The organism is Cohnella sp. GbtcB17, from assembly GCF_019091135.1.
In the GTDB taxonomy this organism is placed as follows: Bacteria; Bacillota; Bacilli; order Paenibacillales; family Paenibacillaceae; genus Cohnella.
In genome coordinates, this window is record NZ_JAGXJW010000030.1 from 13748 (window position 1) to 33912 (window position 20165).

Annotated in this window: 18 protein-coding genes; 10 read left to right on the forward strand and 8 right to left on the reverse strand. The window is 62.8% G+C overall.

Annotated elements, in window-relative coordinates:
• Positions 1-30: 30 nt before the first annotated feature.
• The 5 genes from KVT38_RS17375 to KVT38_RS17395 all read left to right on the forward strand — a co-directional run bounded on the left by KVT38_RS17375 (position 31) and on the right by KVT38_RS17395 (position 3806).
• Positions 31-903 (forward strand): 3-hydroxyacyl-CoA dehydrogenase family protein, encoded by an 873-nt coding sequence (locus KVT38_RS17375; protein WP_217595004.1) that lies wholly within the window; start codon positions 31-33, stop codon positions 901-903.
• Complete coding sequence (locus KVT38_RS17380; RefSeq protein WP_217595005.1) at positions 900-2123, forward strand: acetate kinase; 1224 nt, start codon at positions 900-902, stop codon at positions 2121-2123. Before KVT38_RS17375 ends, KVT38_RS17380 begins: the two co-directional genes overlap by 4 nt.
• Positions 2116-2844 (forward strand): DnaD domain protein, encoded by a 729-nt coding sequence (locus KVT38_RS17385; protein ID WP_217595006.1) that lies wholly within the window; start codon positions 2116-2118, stop codon positions 2842-2844. The genes KVT38_RS17380 and KVT38_RS17385 overlap by 8 nt, the downstream gene beginning before the upstream one ends.
• Before the next feature lie 48 nt (positions 2845-2892).
• Positions 2893-3276 carry a hypothetical protein gene (locus KVT38_RS17390; protein ID WP_217595007.1) on the forward strand — a complete coding sequence of 128 codons (384 nt, stop codon included), beginning with the start codon at positions 2893-2895 and terminating at the stop codon, positions 3274-3276.
• 137 nt (positions 3277-3413) lie between these two features.
• A complete protein-coding gene (locus KVT38_RS17395) occupies positions 3414-3806 on the forward strand; it encodes a DUF2500 domain-containing protein (RefSeq protein ID WP_217595008.1) in 393 nt (130 codons plus the stop codon).
• Positions 3807-3893: 87 nt separating this feature from the next.
• Here the strand turns inward: KVT38_RS17395 and mtnB are convergent, their stop codons facing one another.
• The 7 genes from mtnB to KVT38_RS17430 form a co-directional block, all read right to left on the reverse strand.
• The gene (mtnB, locus tag KVT38_RS17400) at positions 3894-4532 is read right to left on the reverse strand and encodes a methylthioribulose 1-phosphate dehydratase (RefSeq protein WP_217595009.1); all 639 of its coding nucleotides are present in this window, start codon (positions 4530-4532) and stop codon (positions 3894-3896) included.
• Between the two features lie 3 nt (positions 4533-4535).
• The gene (locus KVT38_RS17405; RefSeq protein WP_217595010.1) at positions 4536-5210 is read right to left on the reverse strand and encodes a 2-hydroxy-3-keto-5-methylthiopentenyl-1-phosphate phosphatase; all 675 of its coding nucleotides are present in this window, start codon (positions 5208-5210) and stop codon (positions 4536-4538) included.
• Positions 5207-6445, reverse strand: coding sequence for a 2,3-diketo-5-methylthiopentyl-1-phosphate enolase (locus KVT38_RS17410; RefSeq protein ID WP_217595011.1), 1239 nt, complete (start codon positions 6443-6445; stop codon positions 5207-5209). Before KVT38_RS17410 ends, KVT38_RS17405 begins: the two co-directional genes overlap by 4 nt.
• Before the next feature lie 79 nt (positions 6446-6524).
• Positions 6525-7397 carry a pyrroline-5-carboxylate reductase gene (proC, locus tag KVT38_RS17415; protein WP_217595012.1) on the reverse strand — a complete coding sequence of 291 codons (873 nt, stop codon included), beginning with the start codon at positions 7395-7397 and terminating at the stop codon, positions 6525-6527.
• Positions 7398-7453: 56 nt separating this feature from the next.
• A complete protein-coding gene (locus tag KVT38_RS17420) occupies positions 7454-8701 on the reverse strand; it encodes a glutamate-5-semialdehyde dehydrogenase (protein ID WP_217595013.1) in 1248 nt (415 codons plus the stop codon).
• The gene (gene proB / locus KVT38_RS17425) at positions 8698-9816 is read right to left on the reverse strand and encodes a glutamate 5-kinase (protein WP_217595014.1); all 1119 of its coding nucleotides are present in this window, start codon (positions 9814-9816) and stop codon (positions 8698-8700) included. The genes KVT38_RS17420 and proB overlap by 4 nt, the downstream gene beginning before the upstream one ends.
• Positions 9817-10229: 413 nt before the next feature.
• The gene (locus tag KVT38_RS17430; protein WP_217595015.1) at positions 10230-11408 is read right to left on the reverse strand and encodes a pyridoxal phosphate-dependent aminotransferase; all 1179 of its coding nucleotides are present in this window, start codon (positions 11406-11408) and stop codon (positions 10230-10232) included.
• Between the two features lie 226 nt (positions 11409-11634).
• On the opposite strand from KVT38_RS17430, the gene KVT38_RS17435 reads away from it, so the two are divergent.
• Positions 11635-12438, forward strand: a complete 804-nt coding sequence (locus KVT38_RS17435) for a carbon-nitrogen family hydrolase (RefSeq protein ID WP_217595016.1) — start codon at positions 11635-11637, stop codon at positions 12436-12438.
• Here KVT38_RS17435 and KVT38_RS17440 read toward each other — a convergent pair.
• Positions 12435-13358, reverse strand: a complete 924-nt coding sequence (locus tag KVT38_RS17440) for a LysR family transcriptional regulator (protein WP_217595017.1) — start codon at positions 13356-13358, stop codon at positions 12435-12437. The genes KVT38_RS17435 and KVT38_RS17440 overlap by 4 nt on opposite strands.
• 123 nt (positions 13359-13481) lie before the next feature.
• Between KVT38_RS17440 and leuC the strand changes: the two genes are divergently transcribed.
• From leuC to KVT38_RS17460, 4 genes are all read left to right on the forward strand, one after another.
• Complete coding sequence (gene leuC / locus KVT38_RS17445; RefSeq protein ID WP_217595018.1) at positions 13482-14903, forward strand: 3-isopropylmalate dehydratase large subunit; 1422 nt, start codon at positions 13482-13484, stop codon at positions 14901-14903.
• 18 nt (positions 14904-14921) lie between these two features.
• The gene (leuD, locus tag KVT38_RS17450) at positions 14922-15530 is read left to right on the forward strand and encodes a 3-isopropylmalate dehydratase small subunit (RefSeq protein WP_217595019.1); all 609 of its coding nucleotides are present in this window, start codon (positions 14922-14924) and stop codon (positions 15528-15530) included.
• 223 nt (positions 15531-15753) lie between these two features.
• Positions 15754-17340 carry an N-acetylmuramoyl-L-alanine amidase gene (locus tag KVT38_RS17455; RefSeq protein ID WP_217595020.1) on the forward strand — a complete coding sequence of 529 codons (1587 nt, stop codon included), beginning with the start codon at positions 15754-15756 and terminating at the stop codon, positions 17338-17340.
• Positions 17341-17383: 43 nt separating this feature from the next.
• Positions 17384-20092, forward strand: coding sequence for an S-layer homology domain-containing protein (locus KVT38_RS17460; RefSeq protein WP_217595021.1), 2709 nt, complete (start codon positions 17384-17386; stop codon positions 20090-20092).
• Positions 20093-20165 lie beyond the last annotated feature (73 nt).

Consider the following 20165-nt stretch of genomic DNA (forward strand, 5'->3'; position numbering starts at 1 on the left):
GAACGTGCAATTGGGGAAGGGGTACGGCGTATGTTTCGGACGATCGGCGTAGTGGGAGCGGGGACGATGGGCCAGAGCATCGCGGAGATGCTGGCCGGCAAAGGGCTGGACGTGCATATGACCGACAGCTCCGGCGCTCGCCTGAAGCAGGCGCAGGTCGCGCTCGAGAAAAATCTGGACCGTCAGATCGAGCGCTGGGCCATCACGCAAGCGGAGAAAAAGCTCATATTGAACCGGATTCATGCCGAGCCCTCGCTGGAGCATCTGGCCGAGTGCGACTTGATCATCGAGACGATCAGCGAAGATCTGGAAAGCAAAAAAACGGTGTTCCAGCAGCTGGACGACATTATACCCGAGGGACGCGTGCTGGCGAGCAATACGTCGACGCTCAGCCTCACGGAGCTTGCCAGCGTGACTAAGCATCCCGAGCGGGTGATCGGCATGCACTTCGTCTATCCGGCGTTTCGGATCGACGTCGTGGAGATCGTCCGGGGCTTGCAGACGTCCGACGACACGTTCGAGCGGACGAAGGAATTCATCGAGCGGGATCTGTCCAAAAAGGGCGTCATGGTGTTCGAGTCTCCCGGCTTCGTGACAACGCGGCTCATCTGCCTGCTCATTAACGAATCGCTGAACGTGCTGCAGGAGGGCGTAGCTTCGGCCGAGGACATCGATTCGGCGATGCGGATCGGCTACCAGTTTCACTACGGACCGCTCGAGATGGCGGACCGGTTCGGCCTGGACTCGGTATGGGCGGCGCTCGACCGGATGTTCAGGGACTACGGCGAGCTCAAGTACCGGCCGTCGATCCTGCTGAAGAAGAAGGTTCGCGCCGGACAGCTCGGCGTGAAGACGGGGCAAGGCTTCTTCAAGTACACGAAGGACGGTGAGCGCCAGTCATGAACGTGTTAGTCATCAACGCGGGGAGCTCCTCGCTGAAGTACCAGCTGTACGACATGAGGACGGAAAACGTGCTAGCCAAAGGCCGCGTGGAGCGGATCGGCATGGAGTCGTCGATCCTGACGCACGAGGTCGAGGGACAGCCGGAGGTGCGCGAGGTGAGCGAGATTCTCGAGCATACGACGGCCGTACGCAAGGTGCTAGACATGCTGACACATCGCCGCTTCGGCGTACTGCGCAACATCGACGAGGTCGAAGCGGTCGGCCACCGGATCGTTCACGGAGGCGAGACGTTCAGCGAGTCGGTGCTCATCGACGCGAACGTAAAGCTGGAGATTCGCAAGCTGTTCGACCTGGCGCCGCTGCACAATCCGGCCCATATGATGGGCATCCTCGCCGTCGAGACGAACCTGCCGAACGTTCCGCAGGCGGTCGTGTTCGACACGGCGTTTCACCAGACGATGCCGAAGACCTCGTATTTGTATGCGATTCCGATGGTGCTCTACCGCAAGCACCAGATCCGGCGCTACGGCTTCCACGGCACGTCGCACGATTATGTGAGCAAGCGGGCCGCCGAATATTTGGGCAAACCGCTCGAGGGGCTGAAAATCGTCAGCTGCCACATCGGCAACGGCGCGAGCTGCACGGCGATTATGGATGGCAAGTCGTTCGATACGAGCATGGGGATGACGCCGCTCGAGGGACTCATGATGGGCACGCGCAGCGGGGATCTGGATCCCGCGATCGTGCCTTATGCGATGAACAAGGAGGAGCTGACGCTGTCCGAGGTCAACTCGATGCTGAACAAGCATAGCGGCCTGATCGCGATCTCCGGCATTAGCAGCGACATGCGCGAGGTCGTGCAGGCGATGAACGAAGGCAGCGAGCCGGCGAAAACGGCGTTCGAGATGTATGTATACCGCATCCGCAAGTATGTCGGCGCCTACGCGGCCGCGATGAACGGCATCGACGTGCTGCTGTTCACCGCCGGCGTCGGCGAAAATTCGGACGTGCTGCGCAAGGCGGTGTGCGAGGGACTGACCTTCCTCGGCATCGAGCTCGACGAAGCGCGCAACGGCATCCGCTCCGGCGAATCCCGGCGCATCTCGACGGACGCCTCGAAGGTCGAGGTGCTCGTCGTTCCGACGAACGAAGAGCTGCTCATCGCGCGCGACACTTACAGTCTTGTGCGGTCGGCCAAGGAGGCGGCAGCCGATGAATGATGCGGGCGGCACGGCGGCCAGCCTGGCCGAAGCGTATATGGACGGCGCGGCCAGCATTCCGTACGCGCTGCTGCGCGTCTACCGGATGCTCGGTCTGACCGACACGGATTGCATGCTGCTCATCCAGGTGCTCGCCTTCAGGCAGCTCGAACAAAACGACTTTCCAACGATGGAGCAGCTGCAGCAGCGGCTCGGAGCATCGGGCACTGTCATCGGCGAATCGCTGCAAAAGCTCATCCGCCGCGGTCTGATCGCGATCGATGAGGTGAGCGATCCGGCGAGCGGCATCAGGGCGGAGCGGTACAACCTGGGCGGCCTGTTCCAGGCGATCGCCCAGCTGGTCGTGTCGGGCGAAGCGCCTGTTCGGGCGGCGGGCGCGCAGGCGCCGTCCGCAGCGCAAGGAGCCGCAGACTTCGCCGGGGCCGGGGACCGATACGCGCGGGAGGACGGTCCGGGCGCCGAGACGGTGAGCCTGTTCGCCGTCTTCGAGCGGGAGTTCGGTCGTCCGATCTCGCCGATGGAGGCGGAGACGATCGCCGGCTGGCTCGACCAGGACAAGTACGCGGAGGAATTGATTCTGTTCGCGCTCAAGGAATCGGTGTTCGCGGGCAAGCTTTCTTTTCGGTACATGGATAGAATATTGCTTGAATGGAGCCGCAATCGAGTCCGCAGCGTAGAGGACGCGAGGGCGCACGCCCAGCGCTTCCGGACCGGACGATAAACGAGAAGACGGCCGCTTCGGCCAGACGACAAGAAGGAGCATGCGACGATGGAAAAGCCGCTTTATCAAAAATTGTATTACAAAACCGGGAGGGCGCTCGTATACGGGGCGCCGGAAGGCTTCGACCTTGGCGTCGACGTCGAGACCGAGGCGGAGGGCAGATTCGACTTCGTGCTCGTGTTCGTCAAAAATACCGAAGACGTGCTGAAGACGCTGCCGAAAATCATTCCGCTGCTGCAGCCGGACGCCGTCTGCTGGATCTCTTACCCGAAGCAGTCGGCCAAGGTACAGACCGATCTGAATCGCGATTTGCTGTGGCGGATCATGGAGACTCGAACCGATTACCGCGTCGTCAGCAACGTCGCGATCGACGTCGTCTGGTCGGCGCTCCGCTTCCGTCACGTCAGCAAGGTGAAGTCAGCAAAGCCCTGAGCCTCATCGACCCGCAACCTCATCGAACCCGACCCGAACGGGATTCCGTTTTTTTCGGTTAAGTTTTCGGACCGAGCCGCGTACATATAGGTATAAGCGGCTAGGCCGGCGACAGGAACTGAGAGGAGCGGATCGATTTGGACATTTTGGGCGAACTGCAGGTCATTCTTCCGGTTCTGTTCTGCGCAGTACTCGGCATCATCGCGATCTTCGGCGTCCGTAGCATCGGAGAGTGGAGCCGCAACAACAAGCAGCCGCTGTTGTCCGTCGCTTCCCGGGTCGTCGCGAAGCGTTCGCTCGTCCATTATCGCCATCATCACGACGACGGCATCTCGCATCACCAGTCGGATACGTATTATTACGCGACGTTCGAGCTTGCGGACGGCGTCCGCATCGAATTCAAGCTGAGCGGCGGCGAGTATGGACTGCTGGCGGAGCAGGATGCCGGCATGCTGACGTATCAAGGGTCTCGCTTTTACGGCTTCGAGCGGGAAAAAGACAGAGGCCTGCGACTCGTCGGCAGGTCGTGAGCGACTTCATCCGTTAAAAAAAAGCCCGCCTTTCCGTCGAGGAAGGCGGGCCTTTGCTGTTTTTGCTTCGAGACGGAAGAGAACAGGTCAGCGCTTCAGCAGCGCCATCCGGTACACGTATTCGAACAAAAATTCGAACGCCTCCAGATGCTTGCGAGCTTCGAACGCATCGCGTCCCCATGCGTAAATGCCGTGCTTGCGCAGCAAAATGCCTGGGATGCGCTTGTCCAAGCGTTCCTTGACCTCAGGTACAATGCGCGGAATGTCGGCGAAGTTGGAGACGATCGGCACGTCGATGACGGCATCCTCGTCCCAGATGTTGAACGCCTTGATCAGCTCGACACCTTCGACGGGGACGGCGCGGCGCTCCCAGAAGAGATCGGACACGATGCTGTTAAATACGGAGTGAATGTGGAAAATCGCGCCGCAGCCCGTCTGCCGGTAAATCTCGCAATGAATCAGCGTCTCGGCAGAGGGCCTCAGCCGCGTCGCCTCGATCGGCGCGCCCGTCTGATCGACGAGCAGGAAGTCCTCAGGCGTCGATGCGGCTTTGTCCTTCCCGCTTGCCGTCACCGCGAAGGCGAAGCGGTCGGGCTCGAAGCCGCCCACCCGCATCGACAGATTGCCGCTCGTGCCGGGGAACCAGCCGCGCGCGGCGAAGTCCGATTTGACGGCGTCGAGTTCGCGGTATACCCGCTGCTTGTCTTCAAGTAATAGATCGCTCATCGATTACCAATCTCCTTCATCCAGATGTCTGACGACGTCGTGGAACGTCTCGAACGGTACGTGCGGAAGACCGAGCTCGCGGCAGCGCTCCGTCAGATGGGAGCGGGAGAATACGAGGTCGGCCAGCTTCGCGCCCGCGAAGTCCGTCACGCTGTCCCCGATCAGAATCCGCGTATATCGGTCCTTCGGGAAGCGCCGGATGACCGTCGTCTTGCACATGCCGCAATCGTTGTCGCATTCGTCGTCGCAGGCGTGCGGCCACAGGATCTCGATGCGTTCTCCCTCGAAGCTGCTGCCGTTGCAATAAATATGATCGAGCGGAATATCGAACGGCGCCAGCATCGGATAGACGAAAAAGTCGATGCCGCCGCTTGTTACGTAAAACTCGACGCCGTGGGCTTTGCACCAGTCGAGCAGCGACTGGAAGCCGGGGCGGATGCCCGCCGTGGACAAAATGTAATCCGTGATCTCCTGCCTGCGCGAGGAGGGGATCAAGGCGAACATCTCGCCGACGCCCTGGCGCACGGACTTGCGCAGCGCGACGATGTCGTCGACGATCGGCCGCCAGCCGGGCGGATCGAACTGCTTCATGACGGCGACGATGTTGTCGCTAAGGGTGATCGTGCCGTCGAAGTCGCAGAACAGCACCGGCGGCTTGTTAAAGGCGCGCTTGCTCACGGCCGGCGCACCCCCCAGCGCTCGATCGCGAGCAACAGCTGCTCGCGGCCGCCGACGGCGGACGCATAAGCTTCGAGGTCTTCGCCGGCAAGCACGGCGTCGATCGCCTGGCGGAAGGCTTGTCCGCCTGCGGCAGCGCCCAGCGGGTGGCCGTGAACGCCGCCGCCCGCATTAACGACGACGTCCCGTCCGAAGTCATGCACGATCAGCGGCACGAGGCCGGGGTGGATGCCTGCGGAAGGCACGGGCAGGACGGCCTTCTGAGGCAGCGCCGCGTTCACCAGCGCATCCTGGACCGCCAGGTTCTCGGCCTTCGGCATGACGACGGAGCCGTAGGGCGAAGGGAAGAGGGACAGGTCTGCGCCGGCCATTCGGATGAGCGTGCCGAGCAGGACTGATGCGGAAATGCCGTGATGCGGCGACGGATAGTAGGCGCCGGCCATCGCCGGATGCGCCGCGATCGGCACGCTGACGGCCGGATCGGCGGCGAGCTCGGCGAGTGCGTCGAAACCGTAGGCCAGCACGTTGAACAGCAGGCCGTTGACACCAGCGTTGATCGCGCGCAGCGCGTTTTCCCGCAGCTTGGACGTCGGTCCCGTCAGGTTGGCGAAGTAGATCAGCTTCTGACCGGTGACGCTCTCCGCCTCGCGTGCGGCGGACATGCAGGCTTCGACGCGGCGCTCAAGCGGCGTCAGCGGATTTTCGAACAAAATCTCGTCGTCCTTGATCAGGTCGACGCCGCCGAGCGCCTGCTGGAGGAACTGCTCGCGAAGGCCCTCCAGGTCGTAGCCGATGACGGATTTGAAAATGCTCATGAGCAGCGGGCGGTCGTGGACGCCGAGATAGTCCCGAACGCCGGCGAGTCCCAGTTTGGGACCGGGGAAGGCGGACAGAAACTCGGCGGACGGCGCGAGGCCGGTCAGCTTGATGCGTCCGTCCATCGACAGCTTGCCGAATACGGTTACGAGCAGCGCGGGGATGTCCCTGCTGAAGTTGACGTCCGGATATTCGATCGTAATGTCGGCGTAGCGTTCGCCGGGGCCCGCGCCTTCGGGCTCATACGTCTCGACGGAGACGACGCGGCCGAGATGCTTCTCCATTTTTTGCTTTGCGACTTCCGGCAGCTCGGTCCAGCTGCCGACCGTGAGGCCGACGGCGATGTCTTCCGCTTTTTTGGCGAAGTCCGCCTTGTCGTCGAACAGGCGATAGGTGGCCTGGCTTTTGTTAACGCTCATCTCGCATGACCTTCTTTCTGTTGAAAAATCGATGGCGACTGGCTTCGTGCCGGCAGAAAACCGGGAGCCAGCGGCCGGGTCAACCTTGCTGCAGCGCCTCTTCGGCGATCGCGCGTCCGAGCTCGCCGGCCCGCGCCGCGCAGCGATCCATGGCGGCGCCGATCGCTCCGTCGACGCCGAGACGCTGCAGCGTCTCGATCGCCGCCTGGGCCGTGCCGTTCGGCGAAGTGACCTTGCGCCGCAGCTCCTCCGGCTGCTCGCCGGTCAGCCGGACCATATCCGCCGCGCCGCGCACCGTCTGCACGGTCAGCTCGCGCGCCGCTTCCGGCGTCAAGCCCTGCGCGACGCCCGAGGCGATCATCGCTTCCATCACGAAGTAGATGTAGGCCGGTCCGCTGCCCGATACGGCCGTCACCGCCTCCAGCAAGCGCTCCTCGACGACCTGCGCGATGCCGACCGCGCCGAACATATCGAGCGCGAGGCGCCGCGCGTCGTCGCCCAGGCCCTCGGAGAAGGCGATGCCGGTCGCGCCGAGACCGATGCTGCTCGACGTGTTGGGCATCGTGCGCACGACGGGCTGGCTCGCGCGCGTCAATTCGCGGATCGTTTCGATCGACAAGCCCGCGATGACGGACACGATCAGCTGCTCCGCGCGCAGCGCCGGCGCGAGCGCCTTGAGCGCAGCTGCGGCGTCCTTCGGCTTCATCCCCAGCACGATGACGTCCGCGGTGAGCAGCGCGTCTTGTCTTGCGGCCTCGCTGTCCGCGGCAAGGACGCCGTAACGCGCGCGAAGCTCGGCCAGCCGCTCGGCGTTCGAGCGGTTGACAACTGTGATGTTGCCGGCCGGCGCGGCGTCGGTGTCCACGAGTCCGCGGACGATGGCCTCCGCCATCGAGCCGGCGCCGTAAAAGCAAATTTTCGATTGCGCAAGTGTTGCAGGCGTTGTATTCATTGCTTTTCGTCTCCCGTCATCTAGTTAACGTCATTAATGATTAAGGGCGCAAACGATCATCCCCGCGTTTGACCGTCGCCCCATATGCGATACTTGGTCGAAGTCAGCGCAGGCAGACCCATCGGCCCGCGCGCGTGAAGCTTCTGGGTGCTGATGCCGATCTCCGCGCCGAAGCCGAACTCGAAGCCGTCCGTGAACCGGGTAGAAGCATTGTGGTAGACGGCCGCCGCGTCGACCTCTTGCAGGAAGCGGTCGGCGTTCGCGCGGTCTTCGGTCACGATGCATTCGGAATGCTTCGTGCCGAAGCGGGCGATATGGGCCAGCGCTTCGTCGAGGCCGCCCACGACGCGAACGTTCAATATATAGTCGTTGTACTCGGTCGCATAATCTTCGTCCGTCGCATCGAGCGCCCAAGAGACGCGGGCCTTGGCGGCCGCGTCGGCGCGCAGCTCGACGCTTGCGCGGCGGAAGCTGTCCGCCAGCCGCTCGAGATGCTTGCTTGCGAAGTCCGCGTGGACGAGCAGCGTCTCCATCGAGTTGCAGACGGAGGGACGCTGGACCTTGGCGTTCAGCGCGATCGCTTCGGCCATCTCGTAGTCGGCGGAAGCGTCGACATACGTGTGGCAGATGCCCGCGCCGGTCTCGATGACCGGCACGGTCGCGTTTTCGACGACGTTGCGGATGAGCGAGGCGCCCCCGCGCGGAATGATAACGTCGAGCAGTCCGTTCAGCTTCAGCATTTCGTTGGCCGAAGCTCGGCTCGCGTCCTCGACGAGCTGCAGCGCGTCCTCGGGCACGGCGCTTTGGCGCAGCGCGCCGCGCAGAGCGGCCACGATGCGCTTGTTCGATTCGAGGGCGGCGGACCCGCCGCGAAGCACGACCGCATTGCCCGTCTTCAGGCATAATCCGGCGGCGTCCACGGTGACGTTCGGCCTCGCTTCATAAATGATGCCCACGACGCCGATCGGTACGCGGTACTGCTCGATATGCAGGCCGTTCGGCCGATCGAACTCGGCGATCTTCTCGCCGACCGGATCGGGCAGGGCGATGACCTCGCGCAGCCCCTGCGCGATCGCCTCGATGCGCTTGTCGTCGAGGCGCAGCCGGTCGAGGAGCGATTCCGACGTGCCGCCGGCCCGTCCGCGTTCGATGTCGATATCGTTGCCGGCGATGATGTCTTCCCGGCTTGCGACGAGCGCGTCCGCCATCAGGGCGAGCGCTTCGTTTTTTTGCGCCGTCGTCAGGTTGTTCAAGGCGGCCGTCGCCGTACCGGCCGCGATAGCCTTGTTTCTCGCTTCGCTCATGATCCCTTCGCCTCCTTGGGTACGTAGGTGGTGACCCATTCGTCTCTGTGTATGATCTCAATGCGCCCGACCTCTACGCGGCGGGCGGCTTCCTCGCTCGACAGCCCGGCCACCGCGGTGATCTGCCAAGCGTCGTAATTCGATACGCCCCGGCCGAGCGTCCGTCCGCCGCCGACGACCTCGACCACGTCGCCGGGGTGGAATTCCCCCTCGACGTGCGTGACGCCGGCGGGCAGCAGGCTTCGCCCGCCGTTCAGCAGCGCCGCTTCGGCGCCGGGGTCGACGAAGACGCGGCCCTGGGGCACCGACAAAAAGCCGATCCACTGCTTTTTCGCGGGCAGCGAGTGGAGCGAAGCCGCGAAGTAAGTGCCTTTGCCGCGGCCCTCGACGGCAGCAAGCAGATCGCCGGGCTCGGTCGAGCGTCCGACGAACGTCGGCACGCCGCCGCCCATGGCGATTCGCGCCGCTTCGATCTTGGAGCGCATGCCGCCCGTACCGACCGAAGAGCCGGCGCCGCCCGCGATCCGATACAGCTCATCGGAGATGACCTCCACGCGGTCGATGCGGACGGCCGAGGCGTCCTTGCGCGGGTCGGCGGTGAACAGCCCCTCGATGTCCGTCAAAATATACAGGCCGGTCGCCTTCACGAGATTGGCGACAAGGGCGGAGAGAGAGTCGTTTTCCCCGAACTTGATCTCGTCGACGGCGACGGTGTCGTTCTCGTTGATGATCGGCACGACTCCCTGGCGCAGCAGCTCCTCGATCGTGCGCTGCGCGTTTAACGCGCGCTGGCGCTGGCTGAAGTCGGGCCGCGTGAGCAGAATTTGCGCCGCGGCGATGCCGTACGGCGCGAACGCTTCCTGATAGGCCTGCATGAGCAGTGCCTGGCCGACGGCGGCAGCCGCCTGTTTTTCGTGAACGAGCTTCGGCCTCGTCTCGTACCCGACCGCGCGGTAGCCGGCCGCGATGGCGCCGGAGCTGACGAGCAGCGTCTGAACGCCCTGGCGGTGCAGGGACGCGATCTCGGCGGCGAAGTACGCAAAGCTGTCCCGGTTAAGCCCACCGGCTTCGCCGGCGAGCGAGCTGCTGCCGATCTTGACGACGATGCGACGCATCTTTACCGCTTCCTTTCCGTTGACATGATCGAACCTTCGAAGACGAATCGCGCTGGGGCGCAAGCAAAAAGGCCCCCGTCCTGTTCAAAGGACGAGAGCCTGGCTCCCGCGGTACCACCTTCGTTGACGCTCCCTGCCGCGAGGCGAGAAAACGTCCGCTTGAACGCCCGGTAACGGCGGGCATCGTCCGGCTCTTCGCCGGCCGCTCGGGGATGGGGGAAGGAGGGCGACCGCGCAAATTCTTCCAGCCCATGGAATTTGCTCTCTGTTCGGTGCGATAATCCTTCGGTTCCCGTCGACGCGTTTAAATTAAGGACGGAGGCGCCGCCTTGGCTGGCGATGCCGATTGGTTTAAGAATAGCACGGCCCCGGTGGCTTGTAAAGAAAGCGAACGTCCGCCGGGCGCGCCCGCTTTAGCGGAACAAGCCGAGCCGGCCGATGCGGCCGGCGGCTTCGCGAAGCCGCTCCTCGGGCGCGAGCAGTCCGAGGCGGACATACCCTTCGCCGTGCGTGCCGAAGCCGATGCCCGGCGCGACGACGATATCCGCTTCCTCGAGCAGCAGGTCGGCGAAGGACGCGGAGTCGTGTCCCTCCGGCACCGGCAGCCAGCAGAAAAACGAGCCGTCCGGCTTCGGCGCCTGCCAGCCGTGCGAGGCGAGCGCGTCGTAAAACGCGTCGCGCCGGCGTTCGTAGACGGCGACAAGGTCCGTCACGGCCTGCTGGGGACCGGTGAGCGCAAGCGCGGCCGCTTCCTGGATGCCGCCGAACAGGCTGCAATAATAGTGATCCTGGATCAGGTTCAGCAGCTCGACGATCTTGCGGTTGCCGAGCGCGAAGCCGACGCGCCAGCCGGCCATGTTATACGTTTTGGATAACGTATAAAATTCGATGCCGACTTCCTTGGCGCCCGGCGTCTCGAGGAAGCTCACCGGCCGGCGGCAGTCGAACCCGATCGCCCCGTAGGCGAAATCGCTCGCCACGACGACGCCGTGCTGCTGGGCGAATCGTACGGTGTCCGCGTAAAATTCGGGCGTCGCGACGGCAGAGGTCGGATTGTTCGGATAGTTGAGGAACATCAGCTTCGCGCGCGCCAGATCCTCGGCCGGTATCGCCTCGTAGTCGGGGAGAAAGCCGTTTTTCGCGAGCAGCGGCATCTGGCTCATCCGCGCGCCGGCGAGCGCCACGCCCGACCAATAGTCGGGATAGCCGGGATCCGGAACGAGACAGACGTCGCCCGGATTGAGCAGACACTGGCTGATCTCGACGAGCCCGGTCTTGCCGCCGAACAGAATCGCGACCTCGGTAGCGGGATCGAGATCGACGCCGTAATCTTCCTTATATCGCTTCGCTACGGCTTCCTTTAAAAACGGGAATCCGCGGAACGGCGGATATTTGTGGTAGAGCGGATTTTCGGCCGCTTCCTTCAGCTTGTCGACGATATGCGAAGGAGTGGGCAGGTCGGGATTGCCTTGACCGAGGTTGATGACGTCGCGTCCGGTGGCGGCGCGGGCGTTCGCCCTGCCGACAAGCGCGGCGAAAAATTGCTCCGGCAGTGCGGCCATGCGGTCCGCCGGTTGAATGGAGATGGACATGATGCAGCTTCACGCTCCGTTGCTTTCATTAAAATACGTTTTCTAACTTTTATCGCAATAGGTTGAATATACAGTCTACGAAAACAATAGCACAAGGCGTCAAGTAGGACAATCGGAAAAGAGGGAGATGGGACGCCTTGTCGGTCCGCCGCGAATCGGTTACGATGAGGCTACTTGCAGGCTCGGGCGTTGCCATGAGCCGTCTTAGCGAAGGGGCGATTAAATAGTGAGCGACAAGCTGAAGCTGGCTCTTATTCAAATGGACATCCATGCCGGGCATCCCGATGACAATTTCGAACGCTTGGCGGCGCTGCTTGAGCGCACAGCGGGCGAAGGGGACAAGCCCGACGTCATCGTCGTGCCGGAAATGTGGAACACCGGGTACGAGCTGGCGCGCATCCGCGAGATCGCGGACGCCGAGGGCACCCGGACGATCGATTTCATTTCCGCGTTCAGCCGCAAGCACGGCGTCAACGTCGTGGCGGGATCGATCGCGGCCAGCCGCGCCGCGCTGGACGGCGGCGTCACCAATACGTCGTACGCCTTCGATCGGGAAGGCTGCGTCATCTCGGAGTACGCCAAGATTCACTTGTTCAAGCTGATGGACGAGCATCTGCATCTCGAGGCCGGCGAGCGGCCGGGGCGGTTCGAGCTCGAAGGCGTGCCGGCAGGCGCGATGATCTGCTACGACATCCGCTTCCCGGAGCTTGCGCGCAAGCTGGCGCTGGACGGCGCCAAGGTGCTGTTCGTGCCGGCCGAATGGCCGCATCCGCGCCTGCATCACTGGCGGACGCTGCTTCAGGCGCGCGCCATCGAGAACCAGATGTACGTCGTCGCCTGCAATCGCAGCGGAACGAGCGGCGAGACGCGGTTTTTCGGCCACTCGATGGTCGTGGACCCGTGGGGCGAGATCGTCGCCGAAGCGGGCGAGGAGGAGACGATCCTGCGCGCGGACATCGATCTGTCGCTGACGGACGAGGTTCGGGGGCGAATTCCCGTTTTCGAGGATCGCAGGCCGTCCCTCTATTAAGAAGGCGTCCGCGAGTCAGGCGACGGGCCGAGCCTTCGCATCGTATCCCTGAACGTGGAAATGAAGGCTTCGGCCGCGTTGGACAAATACCTGCCTTTGCGGTAGGCGATGACCAGCGTTCGCGTCGGCCGTCCCTTGAGCGGCAAATAGACCGGCTGTAAGCCGTCATGCTCCCTGCGGGTGATCATCTGCGGCACGAAGGCGATACCCATGCCGGCGGCGACGAGGGACTGCACCGTCTCGATATTGGTGCTCTCCACCGCGACGCGCGGATCGAAGCCCGCCTGGCGGCACAGACCGACCGCGATCGCGCGGAAGCCCTGTCCCTTTTTCAGCATGACGAACGCTTCGTCTGCGAGCGCCCCGACGTCTGCTTCAGCCGCACCGTCCGCCACCAGCGGATGGTCCCGGGGGACCGCCAGGCAAATCTCCTCTTCGAGGATCGGGTCGTAGGCAAGCGACGGTTCGATCAGGGGCAGCGTGAGCAGGCTGACGTCCGTGCCGCCGCTCGCGGTCAGCGACTCCAGCGTCGCCGACGCCTCCTCGACGAGTGCGATCTCGATGTCGGGATACGCCTCGCGGAACGCGGGAAGGACATGCGGCAAAATATGCGAGCCCGTAATCGGCAGCGTGCCGACGACGATGCGTCCTTTACGCAGATCGGCGATATCTTCCATCTCGCGCCGCAGCTGTTCGGTCATGTCGACGATCCGCTGCGCCTTTTCGACGAATACGGTGCCGGCGTAGGTCAGCTCGACGCTGTTGGTCGTGCGCTTGAACAACAGCACGCCGAGCTCCTTTTCGAGCTTGGACAGCTGCTGGCTGAGCGAAGGCTGCGCGATATGAAGCTTCTCGGCGGCGCGCGAGAAGTTCCGCTCGGCGGCGATCTGAATGACGTAATGAAGCAATCGGAATTCCATAGACGAGTCTCCTTATTCGGCTGAACTATCAACTTTATAGATATTATATCTTGGAACAATGATAGAACCAATGTTATTATAGAATCATTCTAGACGAGGATATCTACACGGGGTGAATGTAAAATGAGCAAACAAACGATGTTCGAGAAAATTTGGAACAATCACGTGATTCATTCGGAAGCGGGCAAGCCCAGCATTTTGTATATCGACCTGCACCTCGTTCACGAGGTTACGTCCCCACAGGCATTCGAAGGCCTGCGCATGACCGGCCGCAAGGTTCGCCGTCCCGACCTGACGTTTGCGACGATGGACCACAACGTGCCGACCAAGGATCGCTTCAACATCTCCGATCCGATCTCCAAGCAGCAGATCGACACGCTCACGACCAACGCGGCCGAGTTCGGCGTCAAGCTGTACGACCTGAACACGATCGACCAGGGCGTCGTTCACGTCATGGGTCCTGAGCTCGGCCTGACGCATCCGGGCAAGACGATCGTGTGCGGCGACAGCCACACCTCTACGCACGGCGCGTTCGGCGCGCTGGCGTTCGGCATCGGCACGAGCGAGGTCGAGCACGTGCTCGCGACGCAGTGTCTGCAGCAATCGAAGGCGAAGACGATGAAGGTCAACTTCATCGGCAAGCGTCCGGCCGGCATCACGGCGAAGGATCTCATCCTCGGCCTGATCGCCAAGTACGGCACCGACTTCGCGACCGGCTACGTCATCGAGTACACCGGCGAAGCGATCACGGGCTTGACGATGGAAGAGCGCATGACCGTCTGCAACATGTCCATCGAAGGCGGCGCGCGCGCCGGCCTGATCGCGCCGGACGAGACGACGTTCAACTACTTGCGCGGCCGCGAATACGCGCCGCAAGGCGACGACTTCGACCGCGCCGTCGAGCAATGGAAGGCGCTCGCGACGGACGAAGGCGCCGTATTCGATGCCGAAGTCGACCTGGACGTCGCTTCGCTCGTACCGCAAGTGACCTGGGGCACGAGCCCGGGCATGGGCACCGGCATCACGTCGATCGTGCCGTATCCGGAGCAGCTGCCGACCGAGAACGAACGCAAAGCCGCCGAGAAGGCGCTCGAATACATGGATCTGGCGCCGGGCACCCCGATGTCGGAGATTCCGATCGACTATGTGTTCATCGGCTCCTGCACGAACGGCCGGATCGAGGATCTGCGCGCCGCCGCGTCCGTCGCCAAGGGCTACAGCGTGAGCCCGAACGTGACCGCGATCGTCGTGCCGGGCTCCGGCCGCGTCAAGATCCAGGCCGAGAAAGAAGGACTGGACCAAATTTTCACCGCCGCCGGATTCGAATGGCGCGAAGCGGGCTGCTCGATGTGCCTCGCGATGAATCCGGACGTCCTGCAGCCCGGACAGCGCTGCGCGTCGACGTCCAACCGCAACTTCGAAGGCCGTCAGGGCCGCGGCGGACGCACGCATCTCGTATCGCCGGAGATGGCTGCGGCAGCGGCGATCAAGGGCAAGTTCACCGACGTCCGCAACTGGGAATTCAAGTCCGAAGTGACGGCTTAAGAGGGGAGACATACGCATATGCAACCATTTATCAAATCCACGGGTCTCGTCGCGCCGGTCGACCGCGTGAACGTCGATACCGACGCCATCATCCCTAAGCAATTCCTGAAGCGCATCGAGCGCAGCGGTTTCGGCCAGTTCCTGTTCTTCGAATGGAGATTCGACGAGCAGGGGGCCGTCATCCCCGAGTTCAACCTGAATAAGCCGCGCTACCAGGGCTCCACCGTCCTGCTGTCGCGCGCCAACTTCGGCTGCGGCTCCTCCCGCGAGCACGCGCCTTGGGCGATTCTCGACTACGGCTTCAACGTCGTTATCGCGCCGTCCTTCGCGGACATTTTCTACAACAACTGCTTCAAGAACGGCATCCTGCCGATCAAGCTGAGCGAGGAGCAGGTCGACGATCTGTTCAAGCGCACCGAGGCGAACGAGGGCTACAAGCTGACCGTCGACCTGGAGAACAAGGTCATCACCGACGATCAAGGCCTGCGCATCCCGTTCGAGCTCGACGAGCACCGCCGCCAATTCCTGCTTCAGGGGCTGGACGACATCGGCCTTACGCTGCAGCATGCGGACGAGATTGCAGCATACGAGGCAAAGAACGAAAAGAGACTGGCGAACGTATTTTAATCGCCGATCTTGCTTGCAATATGGGTCTTCTTTCCCGGGTCGACACTTTTCGGGAAGGAAGGCCTTTTTTTCCGCTTTTACTCGCAACTTTTGACATTGCCCGGCGTCTAAATTAGGGTGGACAAGCCAAAAAGCGCCCCTTCCGATAGAAAGGTCTGCTTAGGACTTTTTTAGCGGAAGCGCCGCTTTTGGAACGGCCCAATCATTGACACCGAGGTGAAGCATGAGGTACTGGATTTCCCTGATGTTTGTCGTATCGATGCTGCTAACGGCCGCCGGTCTCGCTTCCGCGGCGACCGTCACGCCCCAGTTGATTCTGGACGGCGTCGTACTGACGCCGAAGGAGCCGCCTGCCCTGATCGACAGCCGCGTCATGCTGCCGATTCGCACCGTCACGGAGAACCTGGGGTTCACCGTCAAGTTCGACAACGCGACAAAGACGGTCACGGTGACGAACGGCAATTCGGTCATCTCCATGACCGTAGGCAGCAAAAAGGCGACGATCAACGGCATCGAGAGCGTGCTCGAGGCGGCGCCCATCATCAAGCAGACGACGCCGGCCACGGCCACGACGATGGTACCGCTCATCTTCGTGAAGGACAACTTCGGCGCTGATATCGTCTGGGACAACAAGACGAAGTCCGCGTTCATCTACACGTCGAAGTCCGACGCCGGCGAATCGTCGGGCGGGACGAACGGGGGCAGCGGAAGTGCCGGCAGCGGCGATTCGACGTCCGGCGGCGGCATGATCGGCGTCGTCGACGAGGATCCGCCTGCTACCGACGGGTCGACCGGTACGGGCAACGGTTCGACCGGCGGGGGGGCCGGCTCGGCCGATCCGGGCAACGGCACGACCGTCACCGATCCGTATGCGAGCCTCGCCTACATTCACGGCATCCGCTTCGAAAACGATACGGTCACCCTCAGTTACGAAGGAACGGCCGAACCGGTAGTCACCTCGCTGGCGGGGCCCGACCGCATCGTGGTCGACATTCCCAAGTCCGACTTCGCTGCGGACTTCGGTCAGGATCTCGTCGTGAACGGCGCGACGGCGAAGAGCGGCACCTTCCCGGTAGCCGGGCACCCCGTGCTTACGCAGGTTCGCTATTCGCTGTTCCAGAGCAACCCGAACGCGCTGCGCTTCGTGCTCGATCTGAGCACCGCCTACGGCTACGAGGTTCAGAACGACGCCTCGGCAGGCGAGCTTCGCATCAGGCTGAGCGCGGACGCGGTGCCGCCGGTTAACGAACCGCCACAGGATTCGCAGGACAAGGTGTATACGGTCGTGCTCGACGCGGGACACGGCGGATCGGACTCCGGCGCGATCGGCGTCAGCGGCAAGTACGAGAAAAACTTCAACCTGGCCGTCATTCTGAAGGTGCAGGCGCTGCTCGCGACGGAACCCCGCATCAAGATCGTCATGACCCGGTCGGCCGACACGTTCCCATCGCTTAGCGACAGGTACAATTTGGCGAACTCGATAAACGCCGATCTGTTCCTGTCCGTTCACGCGAACAGCAATACAAAGAGCACGGTCAGCGGCACCGAGGTTTACTATACGCGCGCCGAGAGCCTTGCCTTCGCTAACGTCGTCAAGCAATACGCGACGCCGGCGACGGGACTTGCGGATCGTGGCGTCATCAAGAAGAGCCTCGCCGTGACGCGCGAGACGAAGATGCCCGCCGTGCTGTTCGAAGCCGGCTACCTCTCGAACGCGACGGAAGAAAAGAAGCTGTTCACCGAAGACTTCCAGAACCGCACGGCCGCCGGCCTTGCCGCCGCGGTCAAAGCCTATCTTAAATTAGCGTGACGGCCCGCGAGTCCGCTTGCCGCACGATCGGGGAGATCACACGATGTCGTTCAAACCACGAAATTGGCTATTATCCATTCTATTCCTTGCGCTGATCGTATCCGGCGCGGCAGCCGCCGGTCCGGCACAGACCGCTTCCGCGGCCTCCAAGACGCCGTTCACGGACGTCGCGGCCGGCCACTGGGCGGAAAAGCATATCGCCAAGCTGGCGCTTCAAGGCTTGATCGCGGGCAAGGGCGCCAATCTGTTCGCACCGAACGACAGCGTCAAGAGACAGGACGCGGTCATCATCGCGATTCGCTTCCTCGGCCTTGAACAGAAGGCGCTGGACTCCGGCGTAGCGGCTTTTCCGAGCACGTTTAACGTCAGTTCCTATGCCAACCTGTACGTCAGCTATGCGCTGAAGGAAGGCTTGCTCGACCGCAACGAGGAGTTTGCGCTCGCCGAAGCGCAGCCCAAGGTCAATTGGGGCGAGGCGCCGGCGACCCGCGAATGGATCGCGCGCCTGCTCGTCCGCACGATCGGCGAGAAGGCGGCGACAGGCACGACTGCCTTCGCCGACAACGCTTCGATCGACAAGGACCTGGTCGGCTACGTCAAAGCGGCCGTCGATCTGAATCTTGTGAAGGGACTCAGCGGCAATACGTTCGCCCCCAAGGGCGTCGTGACCCGCGCGACGGCGGCGACGCTGTTCAGCCGCGCCGAAGCGACCAAGCAGGTCGCTTATCCGAAGCAAACGACCGGCATGCTGCTCGCCGCCGACGCGGGCGCCGTCACTGTACTGCAAGAGAACGGCACGGCTACCGCCTACGCCGTCGGCACGGGCACGCTGTATTCGCGTCTCGACAGCGAAGCGCTGACGGCGCAGGACGCGCTCAAGGTTTACGGCACGGTCAGCGTCATCGCGGCCGCTGACGGATCCGCGGCATACGTTGAGCAGGCGAGCGACACGCCGCTGGTCAAGACGGTGCAGGGCAAGCTCGTCGTCGTCAGCGCTTCGAAGTCCGCCATCACGCTGCTGAGCGGTGAAGACGTACAGTCCTATTCGTACGATCCGGCCCGGCTGCCGTCCGTGACGGACGCGGAGAACAACAAGGTGGCGCTTGCCGATCTGCCGGAAAACACGGAACTTACGCTTACAATCGACACGTATACGCAATCCGGCAAGGTCATCGCCGTCAAGACCGGCCAGTCGGCCGTCGCAAAATCCGGCACCGGTACGGTGCTGAGCGTCGACGCGGCGGGCCGCAAGCTCCAGGTCAAAGACAACGCCACATCGATCGCGGAGACGCGGGCGCTCGACGCCAACGCGGTGCTGCGCACGGTCAGCGGCGTGCCGGCTGCGATCGGCGACATCAAGGTCGGCGACACGGTCGCCTACGAGATCAAAGGCGGACTCTACACGTCGGTAACGGTCACGAAGAGCGCCGCCGTCGCGAGCGCGACGGGCACGCTGTTCAAGATCGATACGTCCGCTCAGACGATCCAATACCGGGTCGCCGGCGCAAGCGACATCATCGGCAAGGAATACGTCGCAGGCGTAGCGGTCAAAATCTCGGGATTGAACAGCGCGACGCTGGCGGATCTGTATCCTGGCGATTCGGTCACGCTGACGCTGAACGCCGAAGGCAAAGTTACCGCGGTCGAGGCGACGGGGCGGAGCGTCCAGGTCCAGAACGGACTGGTCGTGTCGTCCTATGACTTCGACGCGAAGGTGCTTATTCTGAAGGATGCCGCAGGCAACGTGAAAACCTTCACGCTCGGCGCAGGCGTGCGCTATGACCTGAACGGCACGACGATTACGGCAGACGCGGGCGCGAGCATGCTTTACAAAGGCCGCAAGGTCGATATCGGCTACTCGGGCAGCAACATCGTGTCCATCTCGTTTGTCGCCCAGTACAAGGGCACGGTGTCGTCGAACAACACGACGACAAAGACGCTTCAGCTGCTGCTGGATAACAATTCGAACGTCACGGTGCCTTACAGCTCGCCGACCGTCGAGATTTACGGACAGACGAACCGCACCTACGCGGACATCAAGGCGGGCGACAAGATCGTCGCGCTGCTCGACGGCGGGCAGAACTATGCGGTTGCGCTGCAGGTCGTGAAGACCGTTCAATTCGAAGTCGTGTCCGTCGACGCTGCCGCAGCCAAGCTTAAGGCCAAGGCTTCCGACGGCTCGGTCGCCGAATGGACGGTGGGCACGGGCTTCGCGCTCCAGGACGCAAGCGGCAACGCCGTGCAGCTGTCCGGATTCGCGGCAGGCACGCTGCTGAACGTGACGCTGCAGGGCGCGACGCCGACGCTGGCGAAGATCGTACCGTCGACGTTCGGACGCGTCGTCGCCATCGATACGGCCGCCGGCACGATCGATCTTCGCACGGGCACCGGCGCAGCGACGAAGCAGACGGTCGGCGCGACGCCGCTCGTCGTTCGGGGTGGCGTCTCGTCCAATACGCTCTCGGCGATCCAGCTGGACGATCGTGTCGAGCTGCGCAAGGACGAGAACGACCGCACGATTTTGAACGTCGTGACGCCGGTCAGCAAAACATACTGGCGCACGGACAAGACGTCGAGCACGTTTTACTATCAGAAGGAATCGCTCAGCGACGACAACTACTCGGTCGCGCTGTCGCCGCAAGCGTACATTCACCAGGGCGATACGCTGATCACGACCGACAGCCTGAACTTTGGCGATCCGATCAACGTTTACGTGCTGCGAGGCAAAGCGGTCGAGATCGTGAAGCCTTAACGCTTGATTTTTAACGCTCCAGCTTGCAAGACGATCGACGGCTCCGCTCACAAGCGGGGCCGTTTTTCTTGTC

Coding starts and splice junctions, on each gene's coding strand:
- KVT38_RS17375 (WP_217595004.1), top strand. CDS start 31: ATGTTTCGGACGATCGGCGTAGTGGGAGCGGGGACGATGGGCCAGAGC.
- KVT38_RS17380 (WP_217595005.1), top strand. CDS start 900: ATGAACGTGTTAGTCATCAACGCGGGGAGCTCCTCGCTGAAGTACCAG.
- KVT38_RS17385 (WP_217595006.1), top strand. CDS start 2,116: ATGAATGATGCGGGCGGCACGGCGGCCAGCCTGGCCGAAGCGTATATG.
- KVT38_RS17390 (WP_217595007.1), top strand. CDS start 2,893: ATGGAAAAGCCGCTTTATCAAAAATTGTATTACAAAACCGGGAGGGCG.
- mtnB (WP_217595009.1), bottom strand. CDS start 4,532: ATGAGCGATCTATTACTTGAAGACAAGCAGCGGGTATACCGCGAACTC.
- KVT38_RS17410 (WP_217595011.1), bottom strand. CDS start 6,445: ATGAGCGTTAACAAAAGCCAGGCCACCTATCGCCTGTTCGACGACAAG.
- proC (WP_217595012.1), bottom strand. CDS start 7,397: ATGAATACAACGCCTGCAACACTTGCGCAATCGAAAATTTGCTTTTAC.
- KVT38_RS17420 (WP_217595013.1), bottom strand. CDS start 8,701: ATGAGCGAAGCGAGAAACAAGGCTATCGCGGCCGGTACGGCGACGGCC.
- proB (WP_217595014.1), bottom strand. CDS start 9,816: ATGCGTCGCATCGTCGTCAAGATCGGCAGCAGCTCGCTCGCCGGCGAA.
- KVT38_RS17430 (WP_217595015.1), bottom strand. CDS start 11,408: ATGTCCATCTCCATTCAACCGGCGGACCGCATGGCCGCACTGCCGGAG.
- KVT38_RS17440 (WP_217595017.1), bottom strand. CDS start 13,358: ATGGAATTCCGATTGCTTCATTACGTCATTCAGATCGCCGCCGAGCGG.
- leuC (WP_217595018.1), top strand. CDS start 13,482: ATGAGCAAACAAACGATGTTCGAGAAAATTTGGAACAATCACGTGATT.
- leuD (WP_217595019.1), top strand. CDS start 14,922: ATGCAACCATTTATCAAATCCACGGGTCTCGTCGCGCCGGTCGACCGC.
- KVT38_RS17455 (WP_217595020.1), top strand. CDS start 15,754: ATGAGGTACTGGATTTCCCTGATGTTTGTCGTATCGATGCTGCTAACG.
- KVT38_RS17460 (WP_217595021.1), top strand. CDS start 17,384: ATGTCGTTCAAACCACGAAATTGGCTATTATCCATTCTATTCCTTGCG.